The organism is Nocardioides insulae DSM 17944, assembly GCF_000422825.1.
Taxonomy (GTDB): Bacteria; Actinomycetota; Actinomycetes; order Propionibacteriales; family Nocardioidaceae; genus Nocardioides; species Nocardioides insulae.
Map to the genome: position 1 here is coordinate 460,587 of NZ_KE383928.1, position 21,651 is coordinate 482,237.

At 68.7% G+C, this 21,651-nt stretch carries 23 protein-coding genes and 2 tRNA genes; 18 read left to right on the forward strand and 7 right to left on the reverse strand.

What is annotated here, in order from left to right:
- Positions 1-7 precede the first annotated feature (7 nt).
- The 3 genes from G515_RS23640 (at position 8) to G515_RS23350 (ending at position 3,718) form a co-directional block, all read left to right on the forward strand.
- The gene (locus G515_RS23640; protein ID WP_051218336.1) at positions 8-1,882 is read left to right on the forward strand and encodes a carbohydrate-binding domain-containing protein; all 1,875 of its coding nucleotides are present in this window, start codon (positions 8-10) and stop codon (positions 1,880-1,882) included.
- A gap of 83 nt (positions 1,883-1,965) precedes the next feature.
- Entirely contained in the window at positions 1,966-3,519 is a 1,554-nt protein-coding gene (locus tag G515_RS0112355; protein ID WP_036555487.1) for an acetyl-CoA acetyltransferase, read from the forward strand.
- 58 nt (positions 3,520-3,577) lie between these two features.
- Positions 3,578-3,718 carry a hypothetical protein gene (locus G515_RS23350; protein ID WP_157571092.1) on the forward strand — a complete coding sequence of 47 codons (141 nt, stop codon included), beginning with the start codon at positions 3,578-3,580 and terminating at the stop codon, positions 3,716-3,718.
- Positions 3,719-4,269: 551 nt separating this feature from the next.
- Here G515_RS23350 and G515_RS0112365 read toward each other — a convergent pair.
- On the reverse strand, positions 4,270-4,914 hold the full coding sequence (locus G515_RS0112365) for a VC0807 family protein (protein WP_157571093.1): 645 nt from the start codon (positions 4,912-4,914) through the stop codon (positions 4,270-4,272).
- A 706-nt stretch (positions 4,915-5,620) separates the two neighbouring features.
- On the opposite strand from G515_RS0112365, the gene G515_RS21235 reads away from it, so the two are divergent.
- Both G515_RS21235 and G515_RS0112375 read left to right on the forward strand, forming a co-directional pair.
- Positions 5,621-6,088, forward strand: a complete 468-nt coding sequence (locus tag G515_RS21235) for a DUF5994 family protein (protein ID WP_157571094.1) — start codon at positions 5,621-5,623, stop codon at positions 6,086-6,088.
- 3 nt (positions 6,089-6,091) lie between these two features.
- Complete coding sequence (locus G515_RS0112375) at positions 6,092-6,340, forward strand: hypothetical protein (RefSeq protein ID WP_028660375.1); 249 nt, start codon at positions 6,092-6,094, stop codon at positions 6,338-6,340.
- A 149-nt stretch (positions 6,341-6,489) separates the two neighbouring features.
- Here the strand turns inward: G515_RS0112375 and G515_RS23940 are convergent, their stop codons facing one another.
- The gene (locus G515_RS23940; protein ID WP_084653521.1) at positions 6,490-7,002 is read right to left on the reverse strand and encodes a flavodoxin; all 513 of its coding nucleotides are present in this window, start codon (positions 7,000-7,002) and stop codon (positions 6,490-6,492) included.
- A gap of 610 nt (positions 7,003-7,612) precedes the next feature.
- Between G515_RS23940 and G515_RS0112385 the strand changes: the two genes are divergently transcribed.
- From G515_RS0112385 to G515_RS0112395, 3 genes are all read left to right on the forward strand, one after another.
- Entirely contained in the window at positions 7,613-8,494 is an 882-nt protein-coding gene (locus G515_RS0112385) for a toll/interleukin-1 receptor domain-containing protein (RefSeq protein ID WP_028660376.1), read from the forward strand.
- 312 nt (positions 8,495-8,806) lie between these two features.
- The gene (locus tag G515_RS0112390; RefSeq protein ID WP_157571095.1) at positions 8,807-9,712 is read left to right on the forward strand and encodes a tyrosine-type recombinase/integrase; all 906 of its coding nucleotides are present in this window, start codon (positions 8,807-8,809) and stop codon (positions 9,710-9,712) included.
- Positions 9,713-9,891: 179 nt separating this feature from the next.
- Complete coding sequence (locus G515_RS0112395) at positions 9,892-10,608, forward strand: hypothetical protein (protein ID WP_028660378.1); 717 nt, start codon at positions 9,892-9,894, stop codon at positions 10,606-10,608.
- 229 nt (positions 10,609-10,837) lie between these two features.
- Here G515_RS0112395 and G515_RS0112400 read toward each other — a convergent pair whose 3' ends face one another.
- Together G515_RS0112400 and G515_RS0112405 are read right to left on the reverse strand one after the other, a co-directional pair.
- Positions 10,838-11,464: an HAD-IA family hydrolase gene (locus G515_RS0112400; RefSeq protein WP_028660379.1), complete on the reverse strand. Its 627-nt coding sequence runs from the start codon at positions 11,462-11,464 to the stop codon at positions 10,838-10,840.
- A gap of 70 nt (positions 11,465-11,534) precedes the next feature.
- Positions 11,535-11,804: a type II toxin-antitoxin system Phd/YefM family antitoxin gene (locus G515_RS0112405; RefSeq protein WP_051218339.1), complete on the reverse strand. Its 270-nt coding sequence runs from the start codon at positions 11,802-11,804 to the stop codon at positions 11,535-11,537.
- Between the two features lie 44 nt (positions 11,805-11,848).
- Here G515_RS0112405 and G515_RS22750 point away from each other — a divergent pair, with 44 nt between their 5' ends.
- Positions 11,849-13,087, forward strand: coding sequence for an MFS transporter (locus G515_RS22750; protein WP_051218340.1), 1,239 nt, complete (start codon positions 11,849-11,851; stop codon positions 13,085-13,087).
- Positions 13,088-13,244: 157 nt separating this feature from the next.
- Complete coding sequence (locus G515_RS0112415; RefSeq protein ID WP_028660381.1) at positions 13,245-13,619, forward strand: VOC family protein; 375 nt, start codon at positions 13,245-13,247, stop codon at positions 13,617-13,619.
- Positions 13,620-13,734: 115 nt separating this feature from the next.
- Here the strand turns inward: G515_RS0112415 and G515_RS0112420 are convergent, their stop codons facing one another.
- Complete coding sequence (locus G515_RS0112420; RefSeq protein ID WP_028660382.1) at positions 13,735-14,196, reverse strand: NUDIX domain-containing protein; 462 nt, start codon at positions 14,194-14,196, stop codon at positions 13,735-13,737.
- A gap of 49 nt (positions 14,197-14,245) precedes the next feature.
- Positions 14,246-15,472, reverse strand: coding sequence for a helix-turn-helix domain-containing protein (locus G515_RS0112425; protein WP_211221023.1), 1,227 nt, complete (start codon positions 15,470-15,472; stop codon positions 14,246-14,248).
- A 131-nt stretch (positions 15,473-15,603) separates the two neighbouring features.
- Here G515_RS0112425 and G515_RS0112430 point away from each other — a divergent pair, with 131 nt between their 5' ends.
- Genes G515_RS0112430 through G515_RS0112460 form a run of 7 tightly spaced genes read left to right on the forward strand, consistent with a single transcriptional unit; the run spans position 15,604 to position 20,989 of the window.
- The gene (locus G515_RS0112430; protein WP_157571096.1) at positions 15,604-16,041 is read left to right on the forward strand and encodes a hypothetical protein; all 438 of its coding nucleotides are present in this window, start codon (positions 15,604-15,606) and stop codon (positions 16,039-16,041) included.
- Positions 16,041-16,238 (forward strand): hypothetical protein, encoded by a 198-nt coding sequence (locus G515_RS0112435; RefSeq protein WP_028660385.1) that lies wholly within the window; start codon positions 16,041-16,043, stop codon positions 16,236-16,238. Before G515_RS0112430 ends, G515_RS0112435 begins: the two co-directional genes overlap by 1 nt.
- A gap of 14 nt (positions 16,239-16,252) precedes the next feature.
- On the forward strand, positions 16,253-17,704 hold the full coding sequence (locus tag G515_RS21250; protein ID WP_169570600.1) for an FtsK/SpoIIIE domain-containing protein: 1,452 nt from the start codon (positions 16,253-16,255) through the stop codon (positions 17,702-17,704).
- Entirely contained in the window at positions 17,701-18,081 is a 381-nt protein-coding gene (locus tag G515_RS21255) for a hypothetical protein (protein ID WP_157571098.1), read from the forward strand. Before G515_RS21250 ends, G515_RS21255 begins: the two co-directional genes overlap by 4 nt.
- A complete protein-coding gene (locus G515_RS21260) occupies positions 18,078-19,634 on the forward strand; it encodes a replication initiator (RefSeq protein WP_051218343.1) in 1,557 nt (518 codons plus the stop codon). Before G515_RS21255 ends, G515_RS21260 begins: the two co-directional genes overlap by 4 nt.
- Before the next feature lie 45 nt (positions 19,635-19,679).
- Positions 19,680-19,865 carry a helix-turn-helix domain-containing protein gene (locus G515_RS0112455; RefSeq protein ID WP_028660386.1) on the forward strand — a complete coding sequence of 62 codons (186 nt, stop codon included), beginning with the start codon at positions 19,680-19,682 and terminating at the stop codon, positions 19,863-19,865.
- A complete protein-coding gene (locus G515_RS0112460) occupies positions 19,862-20,989 on the forward strand; it encodes a tyrosine-type recombinase/integrase (protein WP_028660387.1) in 1,128 nt (375 codons plus the stop codon). Before G515_RS0112455 ends, G515_RS0112460 begins: the two co-directional genes overlap by 4 nt.
- Positions 20,990-21,077: 88 nt before the next feature.
- On the opposite strand, the gene G515_RS0112465 is transcribed toward G515_RS0112460, so the two are convergent.
- A tRNA-Phe gene (locus G515_RS0112465) sits at positions 21,078-21,151 on the reverse strand.
- A gap of 134 nt (positions 21,152-21,285) precedes the next feature.
- Between G515_RS0112465 and G515_RS0112470 the strand changes: the two genes are divergently transcribed.
- Positions 21,286-21,358, forward strand: a tRNA-Glu gene (locus tag G515_RS0112470).
- The last annotated feature ends 293 nt before the right edge of the window (positions 21,359-21,651 follow it).

Genomic DNA, 21,651 nt, shown 5'->3' on the forward strand with positions numbered 1-21,651 from the left:
AATGCACATGTTGAACACCACCCGCCGTCGCCGCTTCGCCGCCGCCCTGTCCGCGGCCGCTGCCGTCGCCGTCCTCGCCGCGTGCGGGGCCGCCAGCGAGACCGAGGACCCCGCGGCCGCAGGCTCCACCGGCACCGCCCAGGCGGACTCCCGCGGGAGCAGCAACTACGTCACCGGGCTCGAGGGCACCCATGCCGATGCCGACGACGGTGACTACGACACATCGGAGGCCACCACCATCTCGCTCGCGGACGGCGCCACCGAGACCGATGGTTCCGGTGTTGCGGTCGATGGCGACGTGGTCACCATCAGCGAACCCGGCACCTACGTGCTGAGCGGCCGACTCAGCGACGGTCAGGTCGTCGTCGACTCCTCCGCCGACGGGAAGGTCCGGCTCGTGCTGGACGGCGTCGACCTCACCTCGACCACGTCCTCGCCGCTGGTCGTCACCGAGGCGGACGAGGCGGTCGTGATCCTCGCCGACGGCAGCACCAACTCCCTCTCCGACGCCAAGGGATCCGGCGCGGACGACGAGGAGGAGGACACCCCCAATGCCACCCTGTTCTCGATGGCCGACCTCACGATCGCCGGCAACGGGTCGCTCGACGTCACTGGCGTGAGCGCGGACGGCATCGTCAGCAAGGACGGCCTGGTGATGCTCTCCGGCGACGTCTCCGTCACCGCGGCAGACGACGGCGTGCGCGGTAAGGATTACGTCGACCTCGAGGGCGGTTCCCTCGCGGTCACCGCCGAGGACGACGGCGTCAAGGCCGACAACGACGGCGAGGGCGAACTCGGTTCGCTCGCGGTCAACGGCGGCACCCTCCAGGTCGCGGCCGGCGACGATGGGGTGAAGGCCGAGGGGGCGGTCACGATCAACGACGGCAAGGTGGCGGTCTCCAAGTCCGAGGAGGGGATGGAGGGCGGCGACATCGTCATTGCCGGCGGCAGCGTCGACCTGACCTCCGCCGATGACGGCATCAACGTCTCCGAGCCGGGGAACTCCTCGACCTCCACGACGGAGGACACCGGCGGTACCTCCTCCGAGCAGGACCAGCAGGACCAGCAGGGCCAGCAGGGTCAGCAGGGTCAGCAGGGTCAGCAGGGCCAGCAGGGCCAGCAGGGCCAGCAGGGCCAGCAGGGCCAGCAGGGCCAGCAGGGGGAGATGCCCGAGATGCCGGCGGACGGCCAGATGCCCGAGCCACCCGCCGATGGCCAGATGCCCGAGCCCCCCTCGGACGGGCAGATGCCCGAGCCGCCCGCCGATGGTCAGGGCGGGGGGCCGGGCGGCGGCCAGGGCGGCATGCCCGGCGAGGGCGACACCGGTGGTGCCCTGACCATCAGCGGCGGCACGGTGCACGTGAACGCCCAGGGTGATGGTCTCGACTCGAACGGCTCGATCGAGATCACCGGCGGCGAGATCGTCGTGGACGGACCCACCAGCAGCGGGAACGGCGCGCTGGACGTCGCTTCCGATCTCACCGTCGACGGCGGCAGCCTGCTCGCCGGCGGCAGTGCCGGGATGCTGGTCGCGCCCGGGGAGGAGTCGGCCCAGGCATGGCTGGTCGCCACGCTCGATTCCCCGGTCCCCGCCGGTCGGACGATCGATGTCGAGGGCGCGTCCGGCACCGTGATCGCCTCCTACGACACGGTCGAGGAGACCGCGGCCCTCACCGTCTCGGTGGACGGGTTGGAGGACGGTGCGTCGTACACGCTGACCTCGGACGGCACCCAGGTCGGCACCGTCACCGCCGGTGAGTTCAGCGGTGGTGGCTTCGGTGGTGGTTTCGGTGGTCCCGGCGGCGGACCTGGTGGTGGCTCCGGCTCCGGCTCCGGCACAGGCACCGGCTCCGGTGACTCCGGGGACGACGCCCAGAGCTGAGGTCGTGCTCACGCGGCGATGGACGTGAACGCCGCGTCCTGCCAGAGTGCGGGCAACACCGGCGAAGGAGCGTGGAGACCCGCATGACCGCAACGAGCCAGACCCTGCCCGAGACCACTCCGGTCCTGATCGGGGTGGGGCAGTACGCCGAGCGGCTCGACGACCAGGACTACCGTGCGTTGTCGCCGATCGACCTGGCGGTGCGTGCCGCCCGGGCCGCCCTGGAGGACGCCGCAGCGGCCGACGGCGAGGCGTTGGGTCAGGCGGTCGGGGTGATCGCCACGACCCGGCAGTTCGAGAACTCGGTGCCCGGCGCACCGGCACCGCTCGGCCGGTCGGCCAACTTCCCTCGCTCCGTCGCCGCCCGGCTCGGGATCGATCCCGGGCGCGCCGTCCTCGAGGTGGCCGGGGGCCAGTCGCCCCAGCACCTGGTCACCGAGTTCGCGGGCGAGATCGCGGCCGGGCGGCACGAGGTGGTCCTGCTGGCCGGGTCGGAGGCGATCAGCACGATCCGGCATCTCGCGGGGCGAGGGGACCGGCCGGACTTCTCCGATGACCCCGGCGGGGACCAGGAGGACCGCGGCTTCGGACTCGAGGACCTGCGGATCCCCGGCGGCGCCGAGCACGGACTGGTCGACATGCCGACGCAGTACGCCCTGTGCGAGCACGCCCGACGTGCCCGTGCCGGCGTCACCCCGCAGGAGTGGGCGCTCGGCATGGGCCGGCTCTTCGCTCCGTTCACCCGGGTCGCGGCGGGCAATCCGTTCTCCGCCGCCCCGGTGCAGCGCACCGCCGAGGAACTGGTGGCCGTCACCGAGTCCAACCGGATGATCGCCGACCCCTACCCGCGCTACCTGGTCGCACGGGACCAGGTCAACCAGGGTGCCGCGGTGCTGATCGCCTCGGTCGGCGCGGCCCGGCGGCTCGGCGTACCCGAGGACAGGTGGGTCTACCTGAGCGGCCATGCGGACCTGCGCGAGCGGAGCCTGCTGGACCGGGCTGACCTGGCAGAGAGCCCTGCGGCGGTGATGGCGGTGCAGCACGCGCTCGCCGTGGCGGGCCTGGGCGTCGAGCAACTGTCCTATCTCGACCTGTACAGCTGCTTCCCGATCGCGGTGAGCAATGTGGCCGACGCGCTCGGGTTGGCCGCCGACGACCCGCGCGGGCTCACCCTCACCGGCGGGCTGCCGTTCTTCGGTGGCGCGGGCAACAACTACTCGATGCACGGGATCGCCGAGGCGGTCGCCCGGGTCCGAGCCGACCGGGGCTCCTTCGCCCTGGTCGGAGCCAACGGCGGAGTCCTGTCCAAGTACTCCGTCGGCATCTATTCCACGGTGCCCGCCCCGCATCGCCCCGACGACTCGTCCACCCTCCAGCGCGAGATCGACGCCTGGGCTGCGCCCCAGCAGGTCGCGGTCGCGGACGGTCCGGCTCGGATCGAGGCGTTCACCATCGCCCACCGTCGGACCGGTGGCCTCGGCATCGTGGTCGGTCGTCTCGAGCGGGGCGACGGCCGTTTCCTCGCCACCGTGCCGGCCGAGGACCTCCAGGCGCTCCTGGACTCCGGCGAGGAGCCGGTTGGCAGGCGGGTCGTCGTACGCTCCACCGAGGCGGGCAACCGGGTCTCGGTGGGCTGAGGCTCGCCGGCATTCCCGGCCCCTGCCGGCGGGGCGCGCATCGGCGTACCGTGGCCTGATGGCGGAGGAGAACGGCGACCCGCAGCGCACGTCGCGTTTCAGGACGCTCCCCGCGGTCGTGCCCACGGTGGCCTACGTGGCGGTGGAGTCCGGGGGCCCGCCGATCGGTCCCGAGGGCGGGGACGGCGACGGCGACTGACCGGGCTCGGAGTCGCAGGTCGAGTCGCGTGACACAGAGACCCAATGCGAGAGGCCCCCGCCGCAGCGGGGGCCTCGCGTGCTTGTGGGCAGGGGCGGGGTCGAACCGCCGACCTTCCACTCTTCAGCCCATCAAGCGGTTCGCCCGAGCAAACTTCTCGCTTTCCGTGCGACTCCTCGTCTGCCTGCTGTCCGTGATCGTCCACCCGGCTGCTGTCGCGGTTGCTGTCAGGATCGCTGTCGGCCAGGGGAGAGCCACCGATCCGATAACCAGCGCCCCTGCTCGGTGGTGCTCGGGGTCAAGGCCGCTAGACCGCCACGATGGTGCGCTCGGCAACATCGCCCGCAGACCGAATGGTCCCCGACCGAATACGACCCCTTTCGGCCCATCCGTTGATCACCGGTGAGCGGTTCCTGGGGGTGGGCCTGTGGAAGGGGCACGCGGCATGGCAGTCGGTGCGAAGATGGCGTGAAGGCCGATGCGGGCGACGGTGCTGGGCAGGACGGGTCGGCTGCCAGGTCGGACGAGCCGCGGTGGCAACGATCCGTCGTCTACTTGGGTTGGATGAGTCCTTGTTGGCGTCCCACTATGAGGGCCCAGACGATCGTCACGATGGCGGCGGTGAGGGTCAGGGTGATGATGGCGCCGCCTTTGATCAGGACGAAGTCTGCGGTCGAGAGTGTGACCAGGAGCGAGAAGGTAATAGCTCCCTTGGCGAGTACCACCAGTCCCCACATCAGGGTGAGTCTCCGTAGGAGGTTCCGCACCCGGGGTTGAGCAGCGACCGCGGCGCTCATGGGGTAGAACTCCGGTGCGAGGCGGGCGATGATCGGGCGGGTGGTCCACAACGATCCGAGGAAGATCGCCGCCACGGCGAGATCGGCGAAGACCGGCTGGATGAAGTAGACGAAGGTGTTCCCGGTCGCGAGGGTGAAGGCCGTCTTGATGGTCAGGACTCCCAGGGTCAGGAGGAGCAACCCGGACACCGGGCGCTTGGTCGCATATCGCCATCCCGTGGCGATCACCATCCAGGCGAGGGCGGCGATCACGGCCACGGCGACGTTGAACAGCTCCAGCATCGACCACAACAGGACTGCCGGGACGACGACAGCAGTCGTCAGGCTGACCACCACCCGGATGGCGACGTCCCACAGACGTGGACCAGGATGCTGTTCCTCACCCGATCGCGAAGGCACGCCCTTCGCGTGGTCACCAGTCACGGCATTGCCCACTTCCAGCCACGGTCGCCCGGGTCAATCCTCGATCGTCAGCCGGGCACAGCGGAACCCGATCTTTCCCGCCTGCGGTGACCATCACAAGATTCTCGCTCCCTCCCTCGTGGGAGTGTCCGCGCCGTCCGCAGTCGGCGTGGAGTCAGCCTCCGGTGGAAAAGACCACGGGTGGCGCACCGGGTGCGCCAGCACGACGGATCCGGTGTGTGCGCTCCCGACGGACCGGCGTCCGGCGAGTCGAGGGAAGTCTCTCGACAGCCGTCCGGATCCCGGGTTTGTCAGCAGTGACTCGGAGCCGTCATCGACGGCGTCGGCCGCTGCTTGTGGGAACGACCGGCGCCTGGCCCCTGCGACGTGCGCACATGACAGGGGCTTGGTGTGTCGGTACCCGGAGCATCGGTCGGCCATGCGGCGGTGAGGACACCGGCCTTGGGAACGCCGCCCCGTCGGGACCGGGCAGCCTTGTACGGGCCACGTCCGGAGCCAGCCAGGTGACATCGGACGTGCGGAAGCGCCGGGTCAGGGTGTCCGACGTAGGCTGAGGGTGACCGGCCGGCGAGGTCCCTGCGGACGCCGCCTTCCCGGTCGAGAGGCGGGCGTCATGTCGACGTCGATCAGTCCCATCCCCACCGGCCCGGCGCCGGGAGACCGTGAGCAGCTGAGGCTGCGCATGACCGAGCAGCGCGGCAGGGGCCAGCTCGATGGCGGCTGGTGGCCACAGAGCCGCTACCTTGCCGTCGAACTGGCCGACCTGGTCGACCACTTCCCACCGCACCTGGGCCGGATCGTCCGCGCCGTGTTCTCACCCCCCGACTGGGAATCTGCTCCTCGACGCATCGCCGTCTCCGGCGGCTACGTCAAGGTGGGGTCGTTCCCTCGGGACGACACCCATCTGATCCACCTGAAGACCTCTGACCGGACGGTGCTGCGGGTCCTGGTGGTCCCGCCGTCCCTGGATGCGGACCGGGCCGACGACGTGCTCTCGGTCGCGGTCAACGGCTCCGCCGATACCGCGTTCGCTCTCCTGGACGAGGTCAGCGCCGACGTTGCCACCGGCCCGTGGCAGCACTGGAACGACGACGGCGGTTCCTGGTGGGAGCCACATCCCATCCCACCCTCGTACCGGACCGGTGTGTGAACCATGGCCTATCTCCTGCTGTACGGCGACGGCTGGAACCAGCGCTGCCAGATTCCTCATGGAGAAGAGGACCGCATTCGATCGGAGATCACCCGCGTCGGAAGCGATGACACCAGCCAGCTCACCATCATCGACCCAGGCTCCGAGGTCGAGGCGACCTTCGTGGTGGCCTGGTCACACGTCGCGGCGGCGATGGTGGTCGACGCCGGTCACGAGACCGAGTTCGACGAGTCGGCCGGACAATACGCCTGACTCTGTTCCCTCCTTCGCCCTGGTCGCGGCCGATGAAGCACGGCGGCACTCTGACGGAGAGCATCGGCACGAGCCACGGGATCGAGTCGAGTTCACCGGGGTGACGCGGAAGGCAGGCGATGTGACTGCCTCACCAGCACAGCAAGGTCTCATGCAACACAGTGGGAGGGCGTCCTGTCGTCCCCGGGCCCGCGCTGGCAGCTGCATGACCGCAGGCCGTGCGAGCCGAGCCATGCATCGAGGTCCGAGGAGGCCTCGGCGGCTTCCTCGCCCTGGATTGCTATCCCGTCGCGGACCTCGGCGTCGGGGAGCGCACGACGGTAGTCCTGGTCGACGTCGCTCAGGCCGCTGACGGCGTAGGTGACGAAGGGCAGCACGATTTTACCGGACAGGTCGACGCTTTCGATGAAGGTGGACATGATCATCGGTGCACGGACGTTCCAGATCGGGCTGCCGAGGAGTACGACGTCGTACCGGGCTGTCAGCCGACCGGGGAAGAAAGAAGCCGCAGGCCGGACATGGTGTCTGGCCTGCGGCTTTGCTTGTGGGCAGGGGCGGGGTCGAACCGCCGACCTTCCACTTTTCAGGCACACCAAGCGGTTCGCACGAGCAAACTTCCCGCTTGCCGTGCGGCTTCTCGTCTGCCGGCTGTCCGTGATCATCCGCCGGGCTGCTGTCACAGTTGCTGTCAGGATCGCTGTCGGCCAGGGGAGAGCCACCGATCCGATAACCAGCGCCCGTGCTCGGCGGTGCTCGGGGTCAAGGTCGCCGGAGGCGCCGAAGGGAAGCCTTGACGCCGGGCTGCGCCGTGCAAATGATGAGGGATCGGGTCGGCGGCTCGGTGGTGAGGTGGCCGCTCGGCTGTAGTCGGGTGGAGCTCGTCCGACTGGTGGAGGGGCGCCGTGGTCTTCTCGGCCAGGGCGTCCCTTCGCTATGCGGTTGCGGCGAGGACGGCGCGCCAGCGCCGCCCGCAGTCGCGACCCGTGCCGGCGCCAGCCGGCGCTTTAACGGAGAGAAGAGATTCCTCACCAACAGCGCCTCCATCCTGCGCTCAGATCCGCCCTGTCATGCCGATGAGCGGGCACTCGTTGATCCGCCCAGAGTTACATGCGGGGCCGAACCGCCCACTATGACGGACTACCTATGCAGTCCGTCAGGCTTCCGCGGCTTGGGCGCGGACAGCAAGAAGTTGATCGAGTGCGGATCGCAGCTAGAGCGAGCGACTCGGCGAGAACCCGGTTTGAGGCGGCGGAGGTCCCATATGCTTCGCCCGTGGCAGAGCAGAGCGACGTCAAGGCCTTCATCAGTTGGTCGGGCGACCTCGCGAGGGAGATCGCGGTCGCGCTGCGGGACTGGCTGCCGCTGCTGTTCGACCGCGTCAGGCCGTGGGCCTCGGACACTGACGTCGCGGCCGGACAGCGGGGGCTCGCTCAGATCGAGTCTGAGCTGACGGACACGCGCTTCGGCGTCGTGGTCGTGACCGCCGAGAACCAGCATGCCCCCTGGCTCAACTTCGAGGCGGGGGCTCTGAGCAAGACCGTCGTAGGCGACGTAGAGCAGCGGGTGGTGCCGCTGCTCGTGGACCTCAGCGGCCCGACGCAACTGACGGGGCCGCTCGCGCAGTTCCAGGCGAAGACCGCCCAGAAGGCGGGGATGCTCAGCGTCGTTCGCTCACTCGCAGCCGTCGCCGGGATCGAGGAGGGCGTCGCGGGACAGCGGTTCGAGGTTTACTGGCCGCAGTTGGAAGCGAAAATCGAGGCGGCGAAGGAGAAGGCGTCGAAGCATCCCACCACCAGGCGCACGAAGAGGCGCGACGAGGCGGACGTCCTCGACGAGATCCTGCTGCACGTCCGCGCGCTCCGCTCCGACCGAGATCCGGAATACGTGCTCGGCGACCCGAATCGCCGTCGGCGGGAGAAGCGGGCGGTGGATCGGCACGCGCTGCATCAAATGCTGGACCGCCTCGCGGCGGAACACGGACTCAAGGTGACCAGGTACCCCGACCCACCGGCTCCCGGGCAAACCCGGCCCGAGGTCGTCTTGGAGTCGCTGGAAGCGTACTCGCGCGAGAGCGCCGAGGCCTTCGAACGGTCGTTGAACAGAGTCGCGGCGCGAGAGGGCCAGGCCTTCAAAGTGTCGGTCGTCCCGTTCTGACGCCGGCCGGGCTACGAGCCAGCCTTGGCCTACGACCGCCCCACTGCAAGCGCTTCTGGACCTGGGTGTATTGCCAAGCTGCGCTCGGGCGTCCCGGGGAAGCCCGGATCTGCGGATGTGTATCTCCCCGGGGGCGGCCGGCGTGGGTCATTCCGCCGCCGACATCCTGCCAGCGACACGCTCGCTCCTGCCGCTCTGAGTGCGGCTACGCTCGCCCCGACCCTGCCGCGATGGAACCTGTTGCTCGGCGGTGGACCGATGTGCAGGGCAGGTCGCGTTGACAGTGGGCGCGGTGGGGGCGGCACTGAGAAGATGAACATTCCATCCCCGGCCGTTCTGGTGCCTGTCTCGTTCGAGGACCAGCGACTCCACATCGCGGTCGCTGCCTATCTGGCCCGCTACCAAGGCGTGTCCCGTGTCCACGTCGAGTCCGACCTACGCAGCTTCATCGATTGGTGCCGCCATCGCGATCTCGAGCCGCTCCGCGCACAGCGGCCACACCTCGAGTTCTACCTGCGATGGATGCAAGAGACCCAACGGTACAAACCATCGACAGTTTCACGTCGCTTCTCGGTGCTGGTGGGCTTCTACCGCACCTGTGTCATGGACGAGGTGCTGCAGCATTCACCTGCCGAGTTCGTGCGACGCCCCCGAGTACCAGCCGAGTCGCCCACCCTCGGCCTGAGCCACTTGCAGTTCGAAGCCCTCCTCACCGCCGCACGAGAGTCCCCCAATCCCAACGACTTCGCCCTGGTCACCATGCTGGGCCTGCTGGGGCTGCGGATCTTTGAAGCATCTGGAGCCGATATCGAGGACCTCAGCGAAGTCCACGGCCACCGCGTGCTCCGAGTCCGTGGCAAGGGCGGCAAGGTCGTACTGGCCCCGCTCCCACCCGCCGTTGCCCGTGCCACCACCGACCGCGCCGGCGGGCCAATCCTCCGCAGCCGGACCGGCCACAGGATGGACCGTCACTGCGCCACCCGTCGTCTCCACGCCCTCGCCACCGCCGCCGGCCTCACGGTCGCGCGGATGCACCCCCACATGCTGCGACACACCTTCGTCACCACCATGCTCGACGCCGGCGTCGACCTACGTGACGTCCAAATCGCGGCCCGCCACGCAGACCCACGCACCACCATGCGCTACGACCGGGCACGCAAGAACCTCGACCGTCACCCCAACTACATCCTCGCTGCCTATATGGCCTCTGGAACCTGACCGCGCGACCCCACAGGGGATGTGCCGACATCAGGGGGAACCTGGGGAACCTGGGTCTGGTCTCCGGGGAGTTCGAGGAGCTATGCCCGGGCACCGCGTTCGGCTGCCAGCCCTGCGGGAATGTGCTTGAATCTGGCAGCAGCTACCGACGGGGTGGCTCGAAATGTGGAGGTGTCGAGGTGCTCCGTGCCCTGGCAGCGACCGTTCCCACGGTCGCGCTCATCATCGGCGTCATGCCCACGGCGCCGGCGCAGGCGGCCCCGCCGGCTCATGCAGAGAAGATCACGGTGCAGAGCAGCTGCTACGGGCCTGACCTGGGACCGGTGCCGGGACGGATCCGGTTCACCACGCGTCCCGCCCCGAACGGCACCTACGCCCGGGCACGTGTCACTGGAGTCAAGGGCACATGGCGCGGTGGCATCGTGACCGACCAGGACAGCGACGTGAACCTGAACACGCCACGGCGCCCCAAGGCAGGCGGCTTCGGCCAGTACGTCCTCTCCCCGGTCAAGCGTCCCGAGGACGTCTTCGCGATCTACCGCCAGGCGCGCCGTGCGGAATGTCTTGCCAGTGTCGTGGGGCTGGGACGGGCAAACCTCGCCGCTATGGGCGGCCCCGTGGGGGTTCTGGTGCGGCGGGGAGAGCGGCCGGTGCTCAAGGTCTTTCCGATGTACGGCACGGAACGTGCTCGATTCCGTGTCACCGTCCGGGTCACCACCCCCAAGGGGAAGCAGCGAAAGACCGTCACCCGACGGGTCGACCCGCAGATCGCAGGTCTCATCAAGATCCCCGGCCTGCGGCACCTCCGCTCATTCACCCGGATACAGGTCACATCGACGAAGCTAGGCTCCGGCGCGACCTCACGCCTCACTGTGCTTCGCAGCCCCGTCGGCTGACACACACCACCTACGGTGTACGGCGCGAGAGTCCACATGGAAGATTCGAGCGCTACGGCAGCGGCGAAAGTGCTGAACCGCTCGACTTGATCGGTCCTCAACCCTCGCACCTTTTACGCCACTCAAAGCCGCCGGCGAACGCGGCCTGGGCCTTTGCCACGCCGTTCCGATGCCCGACTCTGCCGCGTTCCGTGCGGTCCTGCCGATGAGCGATCGGCGCCAGGGCTCGCTAGTCGCGCTTGAGTTGGGCGCCGATGTGGGCGAGGGTGCTCCGGTTGTCCAGGTGCAGGATGCTGTGCATGCCGAGCTCGGAGGCTGCGGCGACGTTGTCCTCTAGGTTGTCGATGAAGACGACCTCCTCGGGTGCTGTGTCCATGGCGCTGAGAGCTGCCCGAAATGCTCTCGGATCGGGCTTGTTCACACCGATCTCGTGGCTGTAACAGATCGGGTCGAAGACGGCCGAGAAGCCGAAGCGGCGCTCTTCCTCCCTATGGGCTCCGTCGCCGGAGTTAGACAGGATCGCTAACCCGACCTCGCCCTTGACGGATCGAGCGAAATCAAGGAGCGGTGTGTTCGGAGTACCGCAATAGGCGTTCCAGAACTCCCTCCGCATCTCCAGCAGGGCCTCACCGCCTGCACCCACCGCGGCCCCATACCGCGACCAGAACTCGTCCTCAACATTCATCTGCGTTGTCGCCTCGGGCAGTTCGGCCACGGAAAGTCGGGACGCGTAGTCCTCCTCGGACAGCCCCAGGCGAGCGGCCCAGCGAGCGGAGAACTCTCCGGGCCAGCGAGAATCATCGACGGTGGAGAGCACTCCGCCGACGTCGAAGAGGAGCCATCGGTACCCAGCCATGCCGGGAGAGTAGCGAGCCGGCCCAGCGCCCCGACCCAAGTGTGCGCGACCCCAACAGGTAGACCCGCTGTCAGGGATGGTCAGGATCTCGGTCGCGGGCCGCGATCGTGAACCGCTCGCGGGTCGCTCCAGGGTCGCTGGTGAGATCCAGGACGAACGGAGCATCTACCGGGGTCGACTCCGTGTCCACCGACTCGGATTCGGTCAGGAGTTCGGCGGGGACAAGCGCGACCAGTTGTTTGCCGTGACGGGTCAAGATCACCGGTTCGCCTCCGAAGGCCACCTGGCTGACCAGATCAGACAACTGCGCCCGCGCCTCGGTAACTGGTATCTCCTTCACGCCAATATGCTACAACTGTACAAAACGTACAGAAAGCGGGATCGATGGGCACACCCTTTCGTTGGCTGCTCGCCTCGACAACGTCGGGTGCCTTGGCCGATGGCATCGCGACTGCTGCGCTGCCGCTAGTCCTGATCGGAGCGACCGAGGACCCGTTCCTGATCGCACTGCTTCCCGTCGCGATGGGGTTGCCCTGGTTGCTGTTCAGCCTCCACGCCGGCGTGCTTGTCGATCGATACGATCGTCGGACGGTGTTGTGGGTTGCCGACGCATCGCGGGCCGTCCTGGTGGTCCTCTTGGTCGCCTTGATCATCTCCGACGCGGCAGGGGTCGCGTTCGTGCTGTCGATCGCTTTCCTCGAGGGGGTGGCGACGGTCGCGTTCCGCGCAGCGTCACCGGCCCTGCTGCCTGCGCTGGTCGCGCCCGATGACCTGACGCGGGCGAACGGGCACATCCAGACGGGCTCGGTCATGACTGGGAGCTTCCTGGGGCCGGCGCTGGGTAGTGTCCTGTACCCCCTCGCATCAGCTGTGCCGTTCCTGGCGCGGTCCACCGCGCTGCTCGCTTCCGTGGTGTGCCTTCGGAAGCTTCCGTCGCCGGAAGCAGAAGCCGTGCCCGCCGAGGACCGGGATATTGGCGTCCGGACCGTCCGTGCAGACATCGGCGAAGGGCTTCGAGTGGCCCTGACTGACCGAGTCTTGCGCTCGCTGGCGGTATCGACGTTCCTGCTGGCCTCCTCCACCGGGATGCTTCAAGCAGTGCTCGTGGTGCACGTGGTCGATGTACTCAGGGCCCCGCCTTTGGTCTACGGCATCCTGTTCTCCGTCTTCGCGATCGGCAGCGTCATCGGTGCTTGGTTGGCAGCTCCGTTCCGCCACCGACTCGGCTCGCGCGCCTGCCTCATGGCCGCTGCCGGAGTGGGCGCGGCCGGCCTCCTCCTGATCGCCAGTGCGAGAGATGTCTACCTCGCAGCCGGCGGGATGGTGCTGCTCGGGATCGGGACCATGATCTACAACGTCGCCGCGGTGACCCTGCGACAGGAGCGCACGTCCCACGACCTACTGGGCCGCGTGTCCAGTCTGTTCAACCTCGTCGGTGTCGGCGCTGTCCCCGTCGCAGCATTAATTGCAGGCACAATCGCCTCAACGCTCAGCACCGCCGCAGCGCTGACCAGCGCCGCTGCCACCTGCCTCGGCGGACTCCTGTGGCTGACATTCGACCTACGAACAGACGAGTTGGCCGTGAATGGCGCACCGACAGAAACAGGCAGGCGTGCTCGCTGATCGAGTAGACCGCCGACCCCTCTCCTCCCGCAGGTTCAGACTGAGTTCCAGGTCCGCGTCCCGCCGCGATCGTCCTCTTCTGCCGCGTTCCGTGCGGTCCTGCCGATGTTCGGTCGCCTTCGTCGGACCTGTCCGACGGTAGTGGGAGACTCCCGGCATGATTGGACGGCTCGCGGGCATCGTCATCGACTGCCCTGAACCTCGTGCGCTGGCAGGGTTCTACGAGGTGCTACTCGGCGCGGAGCGGGTCGAGGACAGCGCCGAATGGGTGACTCTCGCAGTAGACGGTGGTCACCCGTCGTTCTCGTTGCAGCGCACGGATAAGTTCCGCGCTCCTGACTGGGTTTCTGGTGAACCACCCCAGCAAATGCACCTCGACATCCTCGTCGACAATCTCGACGATGCCGAAGGTCAGGTCTTGAGCCTTGGAGGCACGCTGTTGGACGGGTCTGACAAGCCCATCGGCTTCCGTGTGTACGCCGATCCCGCCGGCCATCCCTTCTGCCTAGTGACGCCCGAGGGGCTCACGTGACGGCACTCCGCTACGTCTGAACGCTGGTCTTCGACTGGCCGCCAGAAACGCACTCATCTGCCGCTCTGCGGGCGGTTACGCTCGCCCGATCCGTTTGGGGTCGCCTCGGTAGGTACTACCGGGGCTCGCTGGTCATGACCGGACGTCCGTGCTCGAGGTAGGCGACTCGGCCGGCCTGGCGTGCGTCGAGAGCCGCGAGGATGCGGCGCGCGAGCCGATCGATGAGCAGCGACGGCAGCTCGGTGCGCTCGTGGAACTCGGCTGCTTCGAGCTCATCCGGTGGGAGCACAACCGTGGTCATGTCGTCGGGGCCGAGTACGCCGCCATCGAAGACGAAGAGGATCTTGTCGCCCTCTTTGTCGGAGGGGGCCCAGTCCACGACGAGCAGGTCTTCGACGGTCCGGTCGAGGCCCAGTTCCTCCTGGACCTCGCGCCTGCAGGCTTCGATGGGGGTTTCGCCTGGCTCGACGTAGCCGCCGGGGATCTCCCAGCCCTCCTTGTAGGTCGGCTTCACGAGCAGGACCCGGCCCAGATCATCGAAGAAGAGCGCGCCTGCGGCGACTCTGGGATGTGACATGGGGGGTGTCTGCTCCGCGACCATGCCCACGACCCTAGGACGGGTGGGGTCAGGCCACGTTGAGGCGGTCAGCCAAGCCGGCAAGTTGGAAGCTCGGCTTACTGCGCTGGGTTCGGATCCACGTCTGGACGAGGTGGCGGCTGAGGAAGTGGTAGCGCACTTGCTCGGGAGCGACCTTCTCCGCCTCGAGGATCGTCGCCAGGGCGTCGTCGCGCTGGTTGGAGTAGCTGAACGCCCGGGAGACCTCGAGTGCATGGCGGACGCGTCTTTCGGTGGGCACCGCGGTGGTGTCGATACCAGGTCCCAAGTCGACCGCGACCTGGACATCGCCGAGCTCCATCGCCGTGGACACACGGTGGATCGCGACGTTGGTGGGCCCGAAGGCAGTCCAAAGCCGGTTCTGGTCGGAGCCCAGGCGACCGGCGGTCCCCTCAGCTCCGTCGAGGAAGTCCCGGGCGGACTGCCGGTCCTCGCTGCGGGCCGCGGCCATGGCACCCACCAGCAGGGCTGTGCCGTAGACCGACAGCATGGTCGGGCCAGCCTTCCGGATGTCTGGGTCGAGCATGCTCGCGATTTCGTGCGTGAGCCTGACGGCGTCGCCGTACGCCCCGGTCGATAGGAGCGAGTGTGCTACTGAGCGGAGAAGCGACCCGATGATGACCGGGTTCTCGCTGCGGTGTGCTTCATCGATGCCGCGGTGCGATGCGCTCCAGGCGAGGTCCGCCTCGCCCACCTTGGTCAGCACACTCGCGGCCGCCTGGTACGCCAGGGCTAGCCGGCCGGCCGCGAGTCTCTGCTCATCACCGACATGGGTACGCACGGCCTCCTTGGCTGCCGGGATGACGGTCAGTAGCCGATGGGTCACGTAGCCGAATCGCGCGTCCTGGTAGGCGTTCCACACGTCGTCGATGTCACGCTTCAACGCGTCGAGTGACGTCGGTTCGCTCCTCGACGAGCCGCCGTCGCCGAGTCGGGCCACCTGGCGGTAGTCCATGAGAATCGAACGGAGCGCCGGGACCGTCTGCTGCCCCGAATCTTTCGTCCACTCCATCAGCGACGGCTCGGCGACCAAGTCGCCGAGAGCCACGTCGAGGGCGTGCGCGATATTGCGCAACACCGAGAGCCGGTCGAGCTCGATGCGACCGTTCTCGATCTTGCTGAGCCAGTCCGAAGTACGTCCCACGCGGCCGGCCAGAACGTCCTGCGAGAGTCCGCGCCGCCGCCGGTACCAGGCGATTCGCTCGCCGACCGTGAGTTGCGTCGTCATTCCTCGCATGACGTAAGCGTCGCACCGCCCTCCGACAGTCCCCGGAATTTTCTTCCGGGTCCCCGAGCAAAGCCGTATCTAGCGTCGGTGATGAGTGAACCCGACAGCCCCACACGAGGGCAAGGAATGGAGCAGAAATGATGCCCAGTTACGCAGTTGACAGCATCCGGCAGCCGTTCACGGGGACGGGGATCGTCGAGCCGGTGATGGAGTGGGTCGAGACTCCGGAGGGCCGGCGCCGTCCGGGTGACGTGCAGGCCCGGTCCGAGGACACCGGGATGCCGCTGTGGGCGGTGGAGGTGCTCTACGTCCAGTCCTCATTCGGCCGTCGATCGACGGTGACGGCCAAGGTGACGGTAGGTCACGAGGAGGAGCCGAGGGTGGCGCCCTTGACCCCGATCGGGTTCACCGGTCTGCGGGTGGAGGTGCGCACGAACAAGGCCGGTGGGTTCGCGGAGTACTGGTCGGCCGAGGGGCTGATGGAGACCTCCAAGAGCACCGGGTCCGGTAGTCAGGCGGGCAACACCGGCAGCACCAGCGGTGGGGGCCGATCAACCGGTGGGGAGAAGGCGGCCTGATGTCTCTGCTCGCGATCGCGGTGGTCCTCGGCGCGTTGATCGCGCTGTTCGTCAAGGCCAAGTGGGTGCGTCCCATGTCGGGTCTGGTGTGCATCCTGTTCGGCGTCCTGCTGGCCGCCGGGCCGGCGGGGCCGCCGATCCAGTCCGCGGTTCTGCAGGCCGGCATCTGGGTCGACCAATCGCTAGCGAATCTGTGACTGGGATGGCCGGGATGAGAGTCACGAGTCACAACACGGGCCTGGGCGGGATGCGGGGGCGGCAGACACCACAGCTGGTGACGGTCCAGCCCCGCCCCACGCTGGGCACGGTCGTCGTCGTGAACGCCGCCCGCCTGGTCGGGCGGCTGCTGCGCTGGCTGTGCCACCACCCCCTCGTCACGGGACCGATGCTGGCGGTGGTCGTGCTGCTGCGCCTGCTCGGCACCACCGGCGTCGCGCACGTCCTTCTGGCCGGGACGGTCGGGCTGGCAGCGGGGCTGGTGGTGTGGCGGGATCGCTGGCCGGCCTCGTTCCGCCGAGTGCTGGCCTCGCGGTGGCGGGCGTTGGTGGTGTACCGGCGGCTGTGGCAACCGGCCATGGTGACCTGCGGCCTTGCCACCACGGTGGGAGAGCGGGAGTATCTGCCCGAGATCCGCCGGGTGGTCTCCGAGACGTGCCGGGACCGGCTGCTGGTCGAGCTGTTGTCCGGGCAGGCACCGGAGGACTTCGAGGCCCGTACCTCGCAGTTGGCGCACACCTTCGAGGCCACGGAGTGCCGGGTGGTCGCGGATCGACCGGGCCGTATCTGGCTGGAGTTCACCCACGCCGACCCTCTCGTCGAGGTCGTGCCCGCCCTGGCGCCGGCCGAGCCGCCCGACCTGACCGCGCTACCGGTCGGGACACGGGAGGACGGCACGCCGTGGACGCTGCGGCTGCTCGGCACTCACCTGCTGATCGCGGGCGCGACCGGTTCGGGCAAGGGCTCCGTGCTGTGGTCCCTGATCCGGGCGTTGGGCCCGGCGCTCCGGGATCGCAGCGTGCAGGTGTGGGCGGTCGACCCCAAGGGCGGGATGGAGCTGACCCCCGGCGCCGGGCTCTTCGCGTGGTTCGCCTACGCCGGCCCGGCCGCGATGGTCGAGCTGCTCGAGGACGCGGTGGCCTTCATGCGGCACCGTTCCGAACGGCTCCGCCAGGCCGGGCTGCGGCTTCACCAACCCACTCCTGAGGATCCGCTGGTGGTGGTGCTGGTCGATGAGCTGGCCTCGCTGACGGCTTACGTGGGCGACCGGGAGCTGAAGAAGCGCGCCGACGCTGCCCTCCAGCTGCTGCTGTCCCAGGGCCGCGCAGCCGGCGTGCTGGTCGTGGCCGCTCTGCAGGACCCCGGCAAGGACGTGCTCCCGTACCGGGACCTGTTCCCGACCCGGGTGGCACTGCGACTGCTGGAGGACACCCAGATCGACATGGTGCTTGGCCGCTCCGCCCGCGCCCGAGGTGCCGCCTGCGACCGCATCCCGCCCAGCCTGCCCGGAGTCGGCTACGTCGTCATCGAGGGCATCCGCGAACCCGTGCGGGTCCGCGCCGCTCACATCGACGACAACGACCTGGCCCGCATGGTCGACGAGTTCGCCCCACCTGCGGTGGCCACTGACCAGCCGCCGCTGCAACTGGTGAAAGGAGATGCATGATGGGCAGCGACCGCGAGGCACTCGAGGCCCGAGAAGACCGACTGGCCCGGTTGGCCGACGACGCCGCGCAGGCGGTCCGCGGAATCAACCACGTCACCATCACCGGCCCATCCCTGCCTGCTCCCAGCGTCTATGAGGTCCTCGGATCGCTGCGCCAGCTCGGCTACGGCCTGGAACAGGCGGCACTGCAACTCTCCGACCGGTTGGCCGCCTCGCCCAGGGAGTACGACCTGTACGAGGCCGACGGCGGCGACCCGGCTGCCCACCTTGAGGCCGCGTCCACGGCCCTGACCCAGGCAGCCCGAGCGGCGCGAGAGCTTGGCCTCATGCTCGATGGGGCGCAGTCGGTCATCGCCGGGCAGGGATACTGGTCGTGACCACCGCCCCCGCGCTCGATCCGGTCCTGGATCCCGGCAGGCATCCGGTGTTCCTGGCCGAGGCCGGCCTGGAGCGCGCGGAGCAGCGTGCCCGTGGGTGTGCGAACCCGGTCCGGCTGCGCGGGTCGCGGATGCTGGTCGACACCACCACCGGGGAGGTACACACTGCCTATTCCTCCGATGACGAGCTGGACGGGTACACCTACGTGCGCTGCGGCAACCGCCGCGCCTCGGTGTGCCCCTCGTGCAGCCGGGAGTACAAGGGCGACGCGTGGCACCTGCTGATGTGCGGCCTGGCCGGCGGCCGCGGTATCTCCGCCGACGTCGCGGACCGGCCCGCCACCTTCGCCACCCTCACCGCCCCCTCCTTCGGGGCGGTCCACGGCATTCGGCAGAAGGGCCCCTGCCGGGCACGGCGGGACAAGCCGGTCTGCCCTCATGGCCGGCCGGCGTGGTGCAACCGCCGCCACCAACCCGGCGACCCCCGACTCGGTGAGCCGCTGTGCCTAGACTGCTACGACTACACCGGGCACGTGCTGTGGCAGTGGCACGCCCCCGAGCTGTGGCGCCGGTTCACCATCGCCCTGCAGCGGCACCTCGCCCACCTGTGCGGCCTTACCGTCAAAGCATTCCGGGAACGGTGCCGGATCGCCTACTCCAAGGTGGTCGAGTTCCAAGCCCGCGGGATCGTGCACTTCCACGCGCCCATCCGGCTCGATGGCTCCGACGGTCCGGACGGGCAACCCCCACAGGTCCCGGTCACCACCAGCCTGCTCGAACAAGCCGTCCAATTCGCCGCCGCGCAGGTCCGCTACCGCACCCTTCCTCTGGGCGACGGTGTCCGCTCAGGCCCCGTCAGCGTCGAGCTGCGCTGGGGCGACCAGATCGACTGCCGCTCCATCACGGGCGACGCCGAGCGCGACACCCACCGCGCCGCGCCCCGGGTTCATCCCGAGCAGGTCGCCGCCTACCTGGCCAAGTACCTCACCAAGACGACCGAGGACTTCGGCCTCCCCGCCAAGGTCCGCAACTCCCTCCACGCCCGCGCCGCCGGCGCCTCTCCGCACGCGGTCCGGATCATCCAGGCGGCTCTCGACCTCGCCGCGCAGGCCGACCAGCTCGCGCGGCCCCTCCAGACCCGCCTCGACGCCCGAATCGCCGCCCACCGGGCATCCGTCCAGAAGGACGAGGGGGACGAGCCCGGGAAGCTGCCCGCGGAGCTGCAGCAGCAGCACACGCAGCTCGAGACGCTGCAGGACTACACCCGCCTGGCCGATCGACTCGCAACACTTGGCTATCGCGGGCACCCCATCACCAAGTCCCACGCCTACTCGATCACCTTCGGCCAGATCCGCCGCTCGCGCCGCGCCTACCGCCGCGACCCCGGCCTCGATCCAGACGCTGACATCCGCCAGATCCTCGACGACGACACCGACGTCCCCGACGGCTTCGAGGTCGTCTCCTCCTGGATCTTCGCCGGCCAGGGCTACCTCGACCTCGACCAGGCAGCAGCCGCCGTACGTTCCGCCGCGATGGCCCGCGCAGACCAGTGAGTCGCCGTCAGTTCGAAGCCCACACAGACAGAAGGAGTGAGAGAGATGGAGAAGATCCTGTTGAGCGTCGAGGAGGCCGCAGAGGTTCTCGGCGTCGGCAAGTCCACGGTCTACGACCTGGTCCGGATGCGGCTGCTTCGCTCGGTCAAGATCGGCAGTCGCCGCCGGATCCCGGTCGACGCCTGTCGTGAGCTGGTCGACCGGCTCCTCGAGGAGGAGGCAGTGGCATGAGCCGGCGCGCGAACGGTGAGGGCTCGCTGTGGAAGCGGTCCGATGGTCGGTGGGCCGGCGCTGTCTACGCGGCGACCAACCACGGCGGTCGTAAGCGGGTGACGGTCTATGGCAAGACTCGCGAGCAGGCGCGCCAGAAACTGACTGCGCTGCAGCGTGAGCTCGACCGCGGTGTTCGGGTTCCCGAGGAGAAGTGGTCGGTGCGGCAGTACCTCGAGCACTGGCTGACGCACGTGGTCAAGCCGCACCGGGCCCCCAAGACGTACCAGGGTTACGAGCTGATCGTGCGGCTCCACATCGTTCCACAGCTGGGCCGCAAGCGGTTGAACACGCTGTCGGTGCCGGACGTGCGCCAGCTGGTGGGTTCGCTGGAGGAGTCCGGCATGTCCACACGGGGTGTGCAGCAGGTGCACGCCGTACTCCGCAACGCGCTGCAGAGCGCCATGCGTGACGAGCTGGTGATGCGGAACGTGGCCAAGCTGGTGCAGGTCAAGACGCCTCGGTACGACGTCGGCCACGGGCTCTCGGTTGAGCAGGCGCGCACCTTGATGCGCGAGAGCAAGGGCGACCGACTGCACGCGCTCTACGTGCTGGCCGTCTACCTCGGCCTACGCCGTGGCGAGCTGCTCGGCCTGCGCTGGTCCAACGTCGACCTGAACCAGGAGTTCCTCGTCGTGACGCACACGCTGCAGCGCGTCGACGGCGACCTGATCTTCAAGGCACCCAAGACCCGGTCGTCGCGACGGACGATCCCGCTGCCGGCTCCGTGCGTCGACGCGCTCAAGTCGCACCGGGTGAAGCAGGGGGAAGAGCGGCTGAAGGCCGGCCCCCGCTGGTGTGACGAAGACATGGTGTTCTCGACGACGATCGGGACGCCGATGGAGCCGGACAACTTGTCGCGCAGCTGGTACGAGGCTCGCAAGGTGCTGGGGGAGCCGGCGCCGCGGTTCCACGACATGCGGCACACATGCGTGAGCCTTCTCCTGGCCGAGGGCGCACCACCGCACGTGGTCCAGCAGATCGTCGGTCACAGTGCCATCGACGTCACCATGACCATCTACGCGCACGCATCCCTGGATGAGAAGCGCGAGGCGCTCAACCGGCTCGGGAGGCGTCTCGGATGACTGCGTTGCTGTCAGAAATGGCTGTCGGCCGGCCGGGGAAGAAAGAAGCCGCAGGCCGGACATGGTGTCTGGCCTGCGGCTTTGCTTGTGGGCAGGGGCGGGGTCGAACCGCCGACCTTCCACTTTTCAGGCGGACGCTCGTACCAACTGAGCTACCTGCCCAAGCGGAGGAGAGATTACCCGACGGGAGCGACGATCACGAATCGGGGTCCCGCGGCCTTGGCGGGGGGATCGGTTTCGCAGCGAGAGCGGATGCGCCCTAGGATGTGCGGGCACGCCGGTACGCCGGTGTGCGGGCCCCCATCGTCTAGCGGCCTAGGACCCCGCCCTTTCACGGCGGTAGCGCCGGTTCGAATCCGGTTGGGGGTGCGGCATCACGAAGACCTCCTGACCTGCGCCAGCGGATCAGGAGGTCTTCGCCTTGATGGCAGCGAACTCGACCGTGCTGGGCTCGGCTCGGTGTTCAGCAAGGTGAACGGCGGGACGAATCCGGGGTGGCCACGACCATCAGGCCGGCCCGAGGATGCGGCCCGGCCCGGGACGACGCCTGATCGGTCTCGGGGGTGAGGACGGCCGGGACGCTGATCGAGGATGCCCGTGTCGCCGATGACGACCTTGCCGCCGTCCGGCGGGAGGTTGAAGACGAGCCCGAAGTCGGAGCG

What these genes read in the sequence shown, in the direction of transcription:
- G515_RS23640 (WP_051218336.1), top strand. Translation starts at nt 8, where the DNA reads ATGTTGAACACCACCCGCCGTCGCCGCTTCGCCGCCGCCCTGTCCGCG.
- G515_RS0112435 (WP_028660385.1), top strand. Translation starts at nt 16,041, where the DNA reads ATGTCTCTGCTCGCGATCGCGGTGGTCCTCGGCGCGTTGATCGCGCTG.
- G515_RS23350 (WP_157571092.1), top strand. Translation starts at nt 3,578, where the DNA reads ATGGCGGAGGAGAACGGCGACCCGCAGCGCACGTCGCGTTTCAGGACG.
- G515_RS0112390 (WP_157571095.1), top strand. Translation starts at nt 8,807, where the DNA reads ATGAACATTCCATCCCCGGCCGTTCTGGTGCCTGTCTCGTTCGAGGAC.
- G515_RS0112460 (WP_028660387.1), top strand. Translation starts at nt 19,862, where the DNA reads ATGAGCCGGCGCGCGAACGGTGAGGGCTCGCTGTGGAAGCGGTCCGAT.
- G515_RS0112400 (WP_028660379.1), bottom strand. Translation starts at nt 11,464, where the DNA reads ATGGCTGGGTACCGATGGCTCCTCTTCGACGTCGGCGGAGTGCTCTCC.
- G515_RS22750 (WP_051218340.1), top strand. Translation starts at nt 11,849, where the DNA reads ATGGGCACACCCTTTCGTTGGCTGCTCGCCTCGACAACGTCGGGTGCC.
- G515_RS0112375 (WP_028660375.1), top strand. Translation starts at nt 6,092, where the DNA reads ATGGCCTATCTCCTGCTGTACGGCGACGGCTGGAACCAGCGCTGCCAG.
- G515_RS21255 (WP_157571098.1), top strand. Translation starts at nt 17,701, where the DNA reads ATGATGGGCAGCGACCGCGAGGCACTCGAGGCCCGAGAAGACCGACTG.
- G515_RS21250 (WP_169570600.1), top strand. Translation starts at nt 16,253, where the DNA reads ATGAGAGTCACGAGTCACAACACGGGCCTGGGCGGGATGCGGGGGCGG.
- G515_RS21235 (WP_157571094.1), top strand. Translation starts at nt 5,621, where the DNA reads ATGACCGAGCAGCGCGGCAGGGGCCAGCTCGATGGCGGCTGGTGGCCA.
- G515_RS0112355 (WP_036555487.1), top strand. Translation starts at nt 1,966, where the DNA reads ATGACCGCAACGAGCCAGACCCTGCCCGAGACCACTCCGGTCCTGATC.
- G515_RS0112420 (WP_028660382.1), bottom strand. Translation starts at nt 14,196, where the DNA reads ATGTCACATCCCAGAGTCGCCGCAGGCGCGCTCTTCTTCGATGATCTG.
- G515_RS0112455 (WP_028660386.1), top strand. Translation starts at nt 19,680, where the DNA reads ATGGAGAAGATCCTGTTGAGCGTCGAGGAGGCCGCAGAGGTTCTCGGC.
- G515_RS0112425 (WP_211221023.1), bottom strand. Translation starts at nt 15,472, where the DNA reads ATGCGAGGAATGACGACGCAACTCACGGTCGGCGAGCGAATCGCCTGG.
- G515_RS0112430 (WP_157571096.1), top strand. Translation starts at nt 15,604, where the DNA reads ATGCCCAGTTACGCAGTTGACAGCATCCGGCAGCCGTTCACGGGGACG.
- G515_RS23940 (WP_084653521.1), bottom strand. Translation starts at nt 7,002, where the DNA reads ATGATCACGGACAGCCGGCAGACGAGAAGCCGCACGGCAAGCGGGAAG.
- G515_RS0112415 (WP_028660381.1), top strand. Translation starts at nt 13,245, where the DNA reads ATGATTGGACGGCTCGCGGGCATCGTCATCGACTGCCCTGAACCTCGT.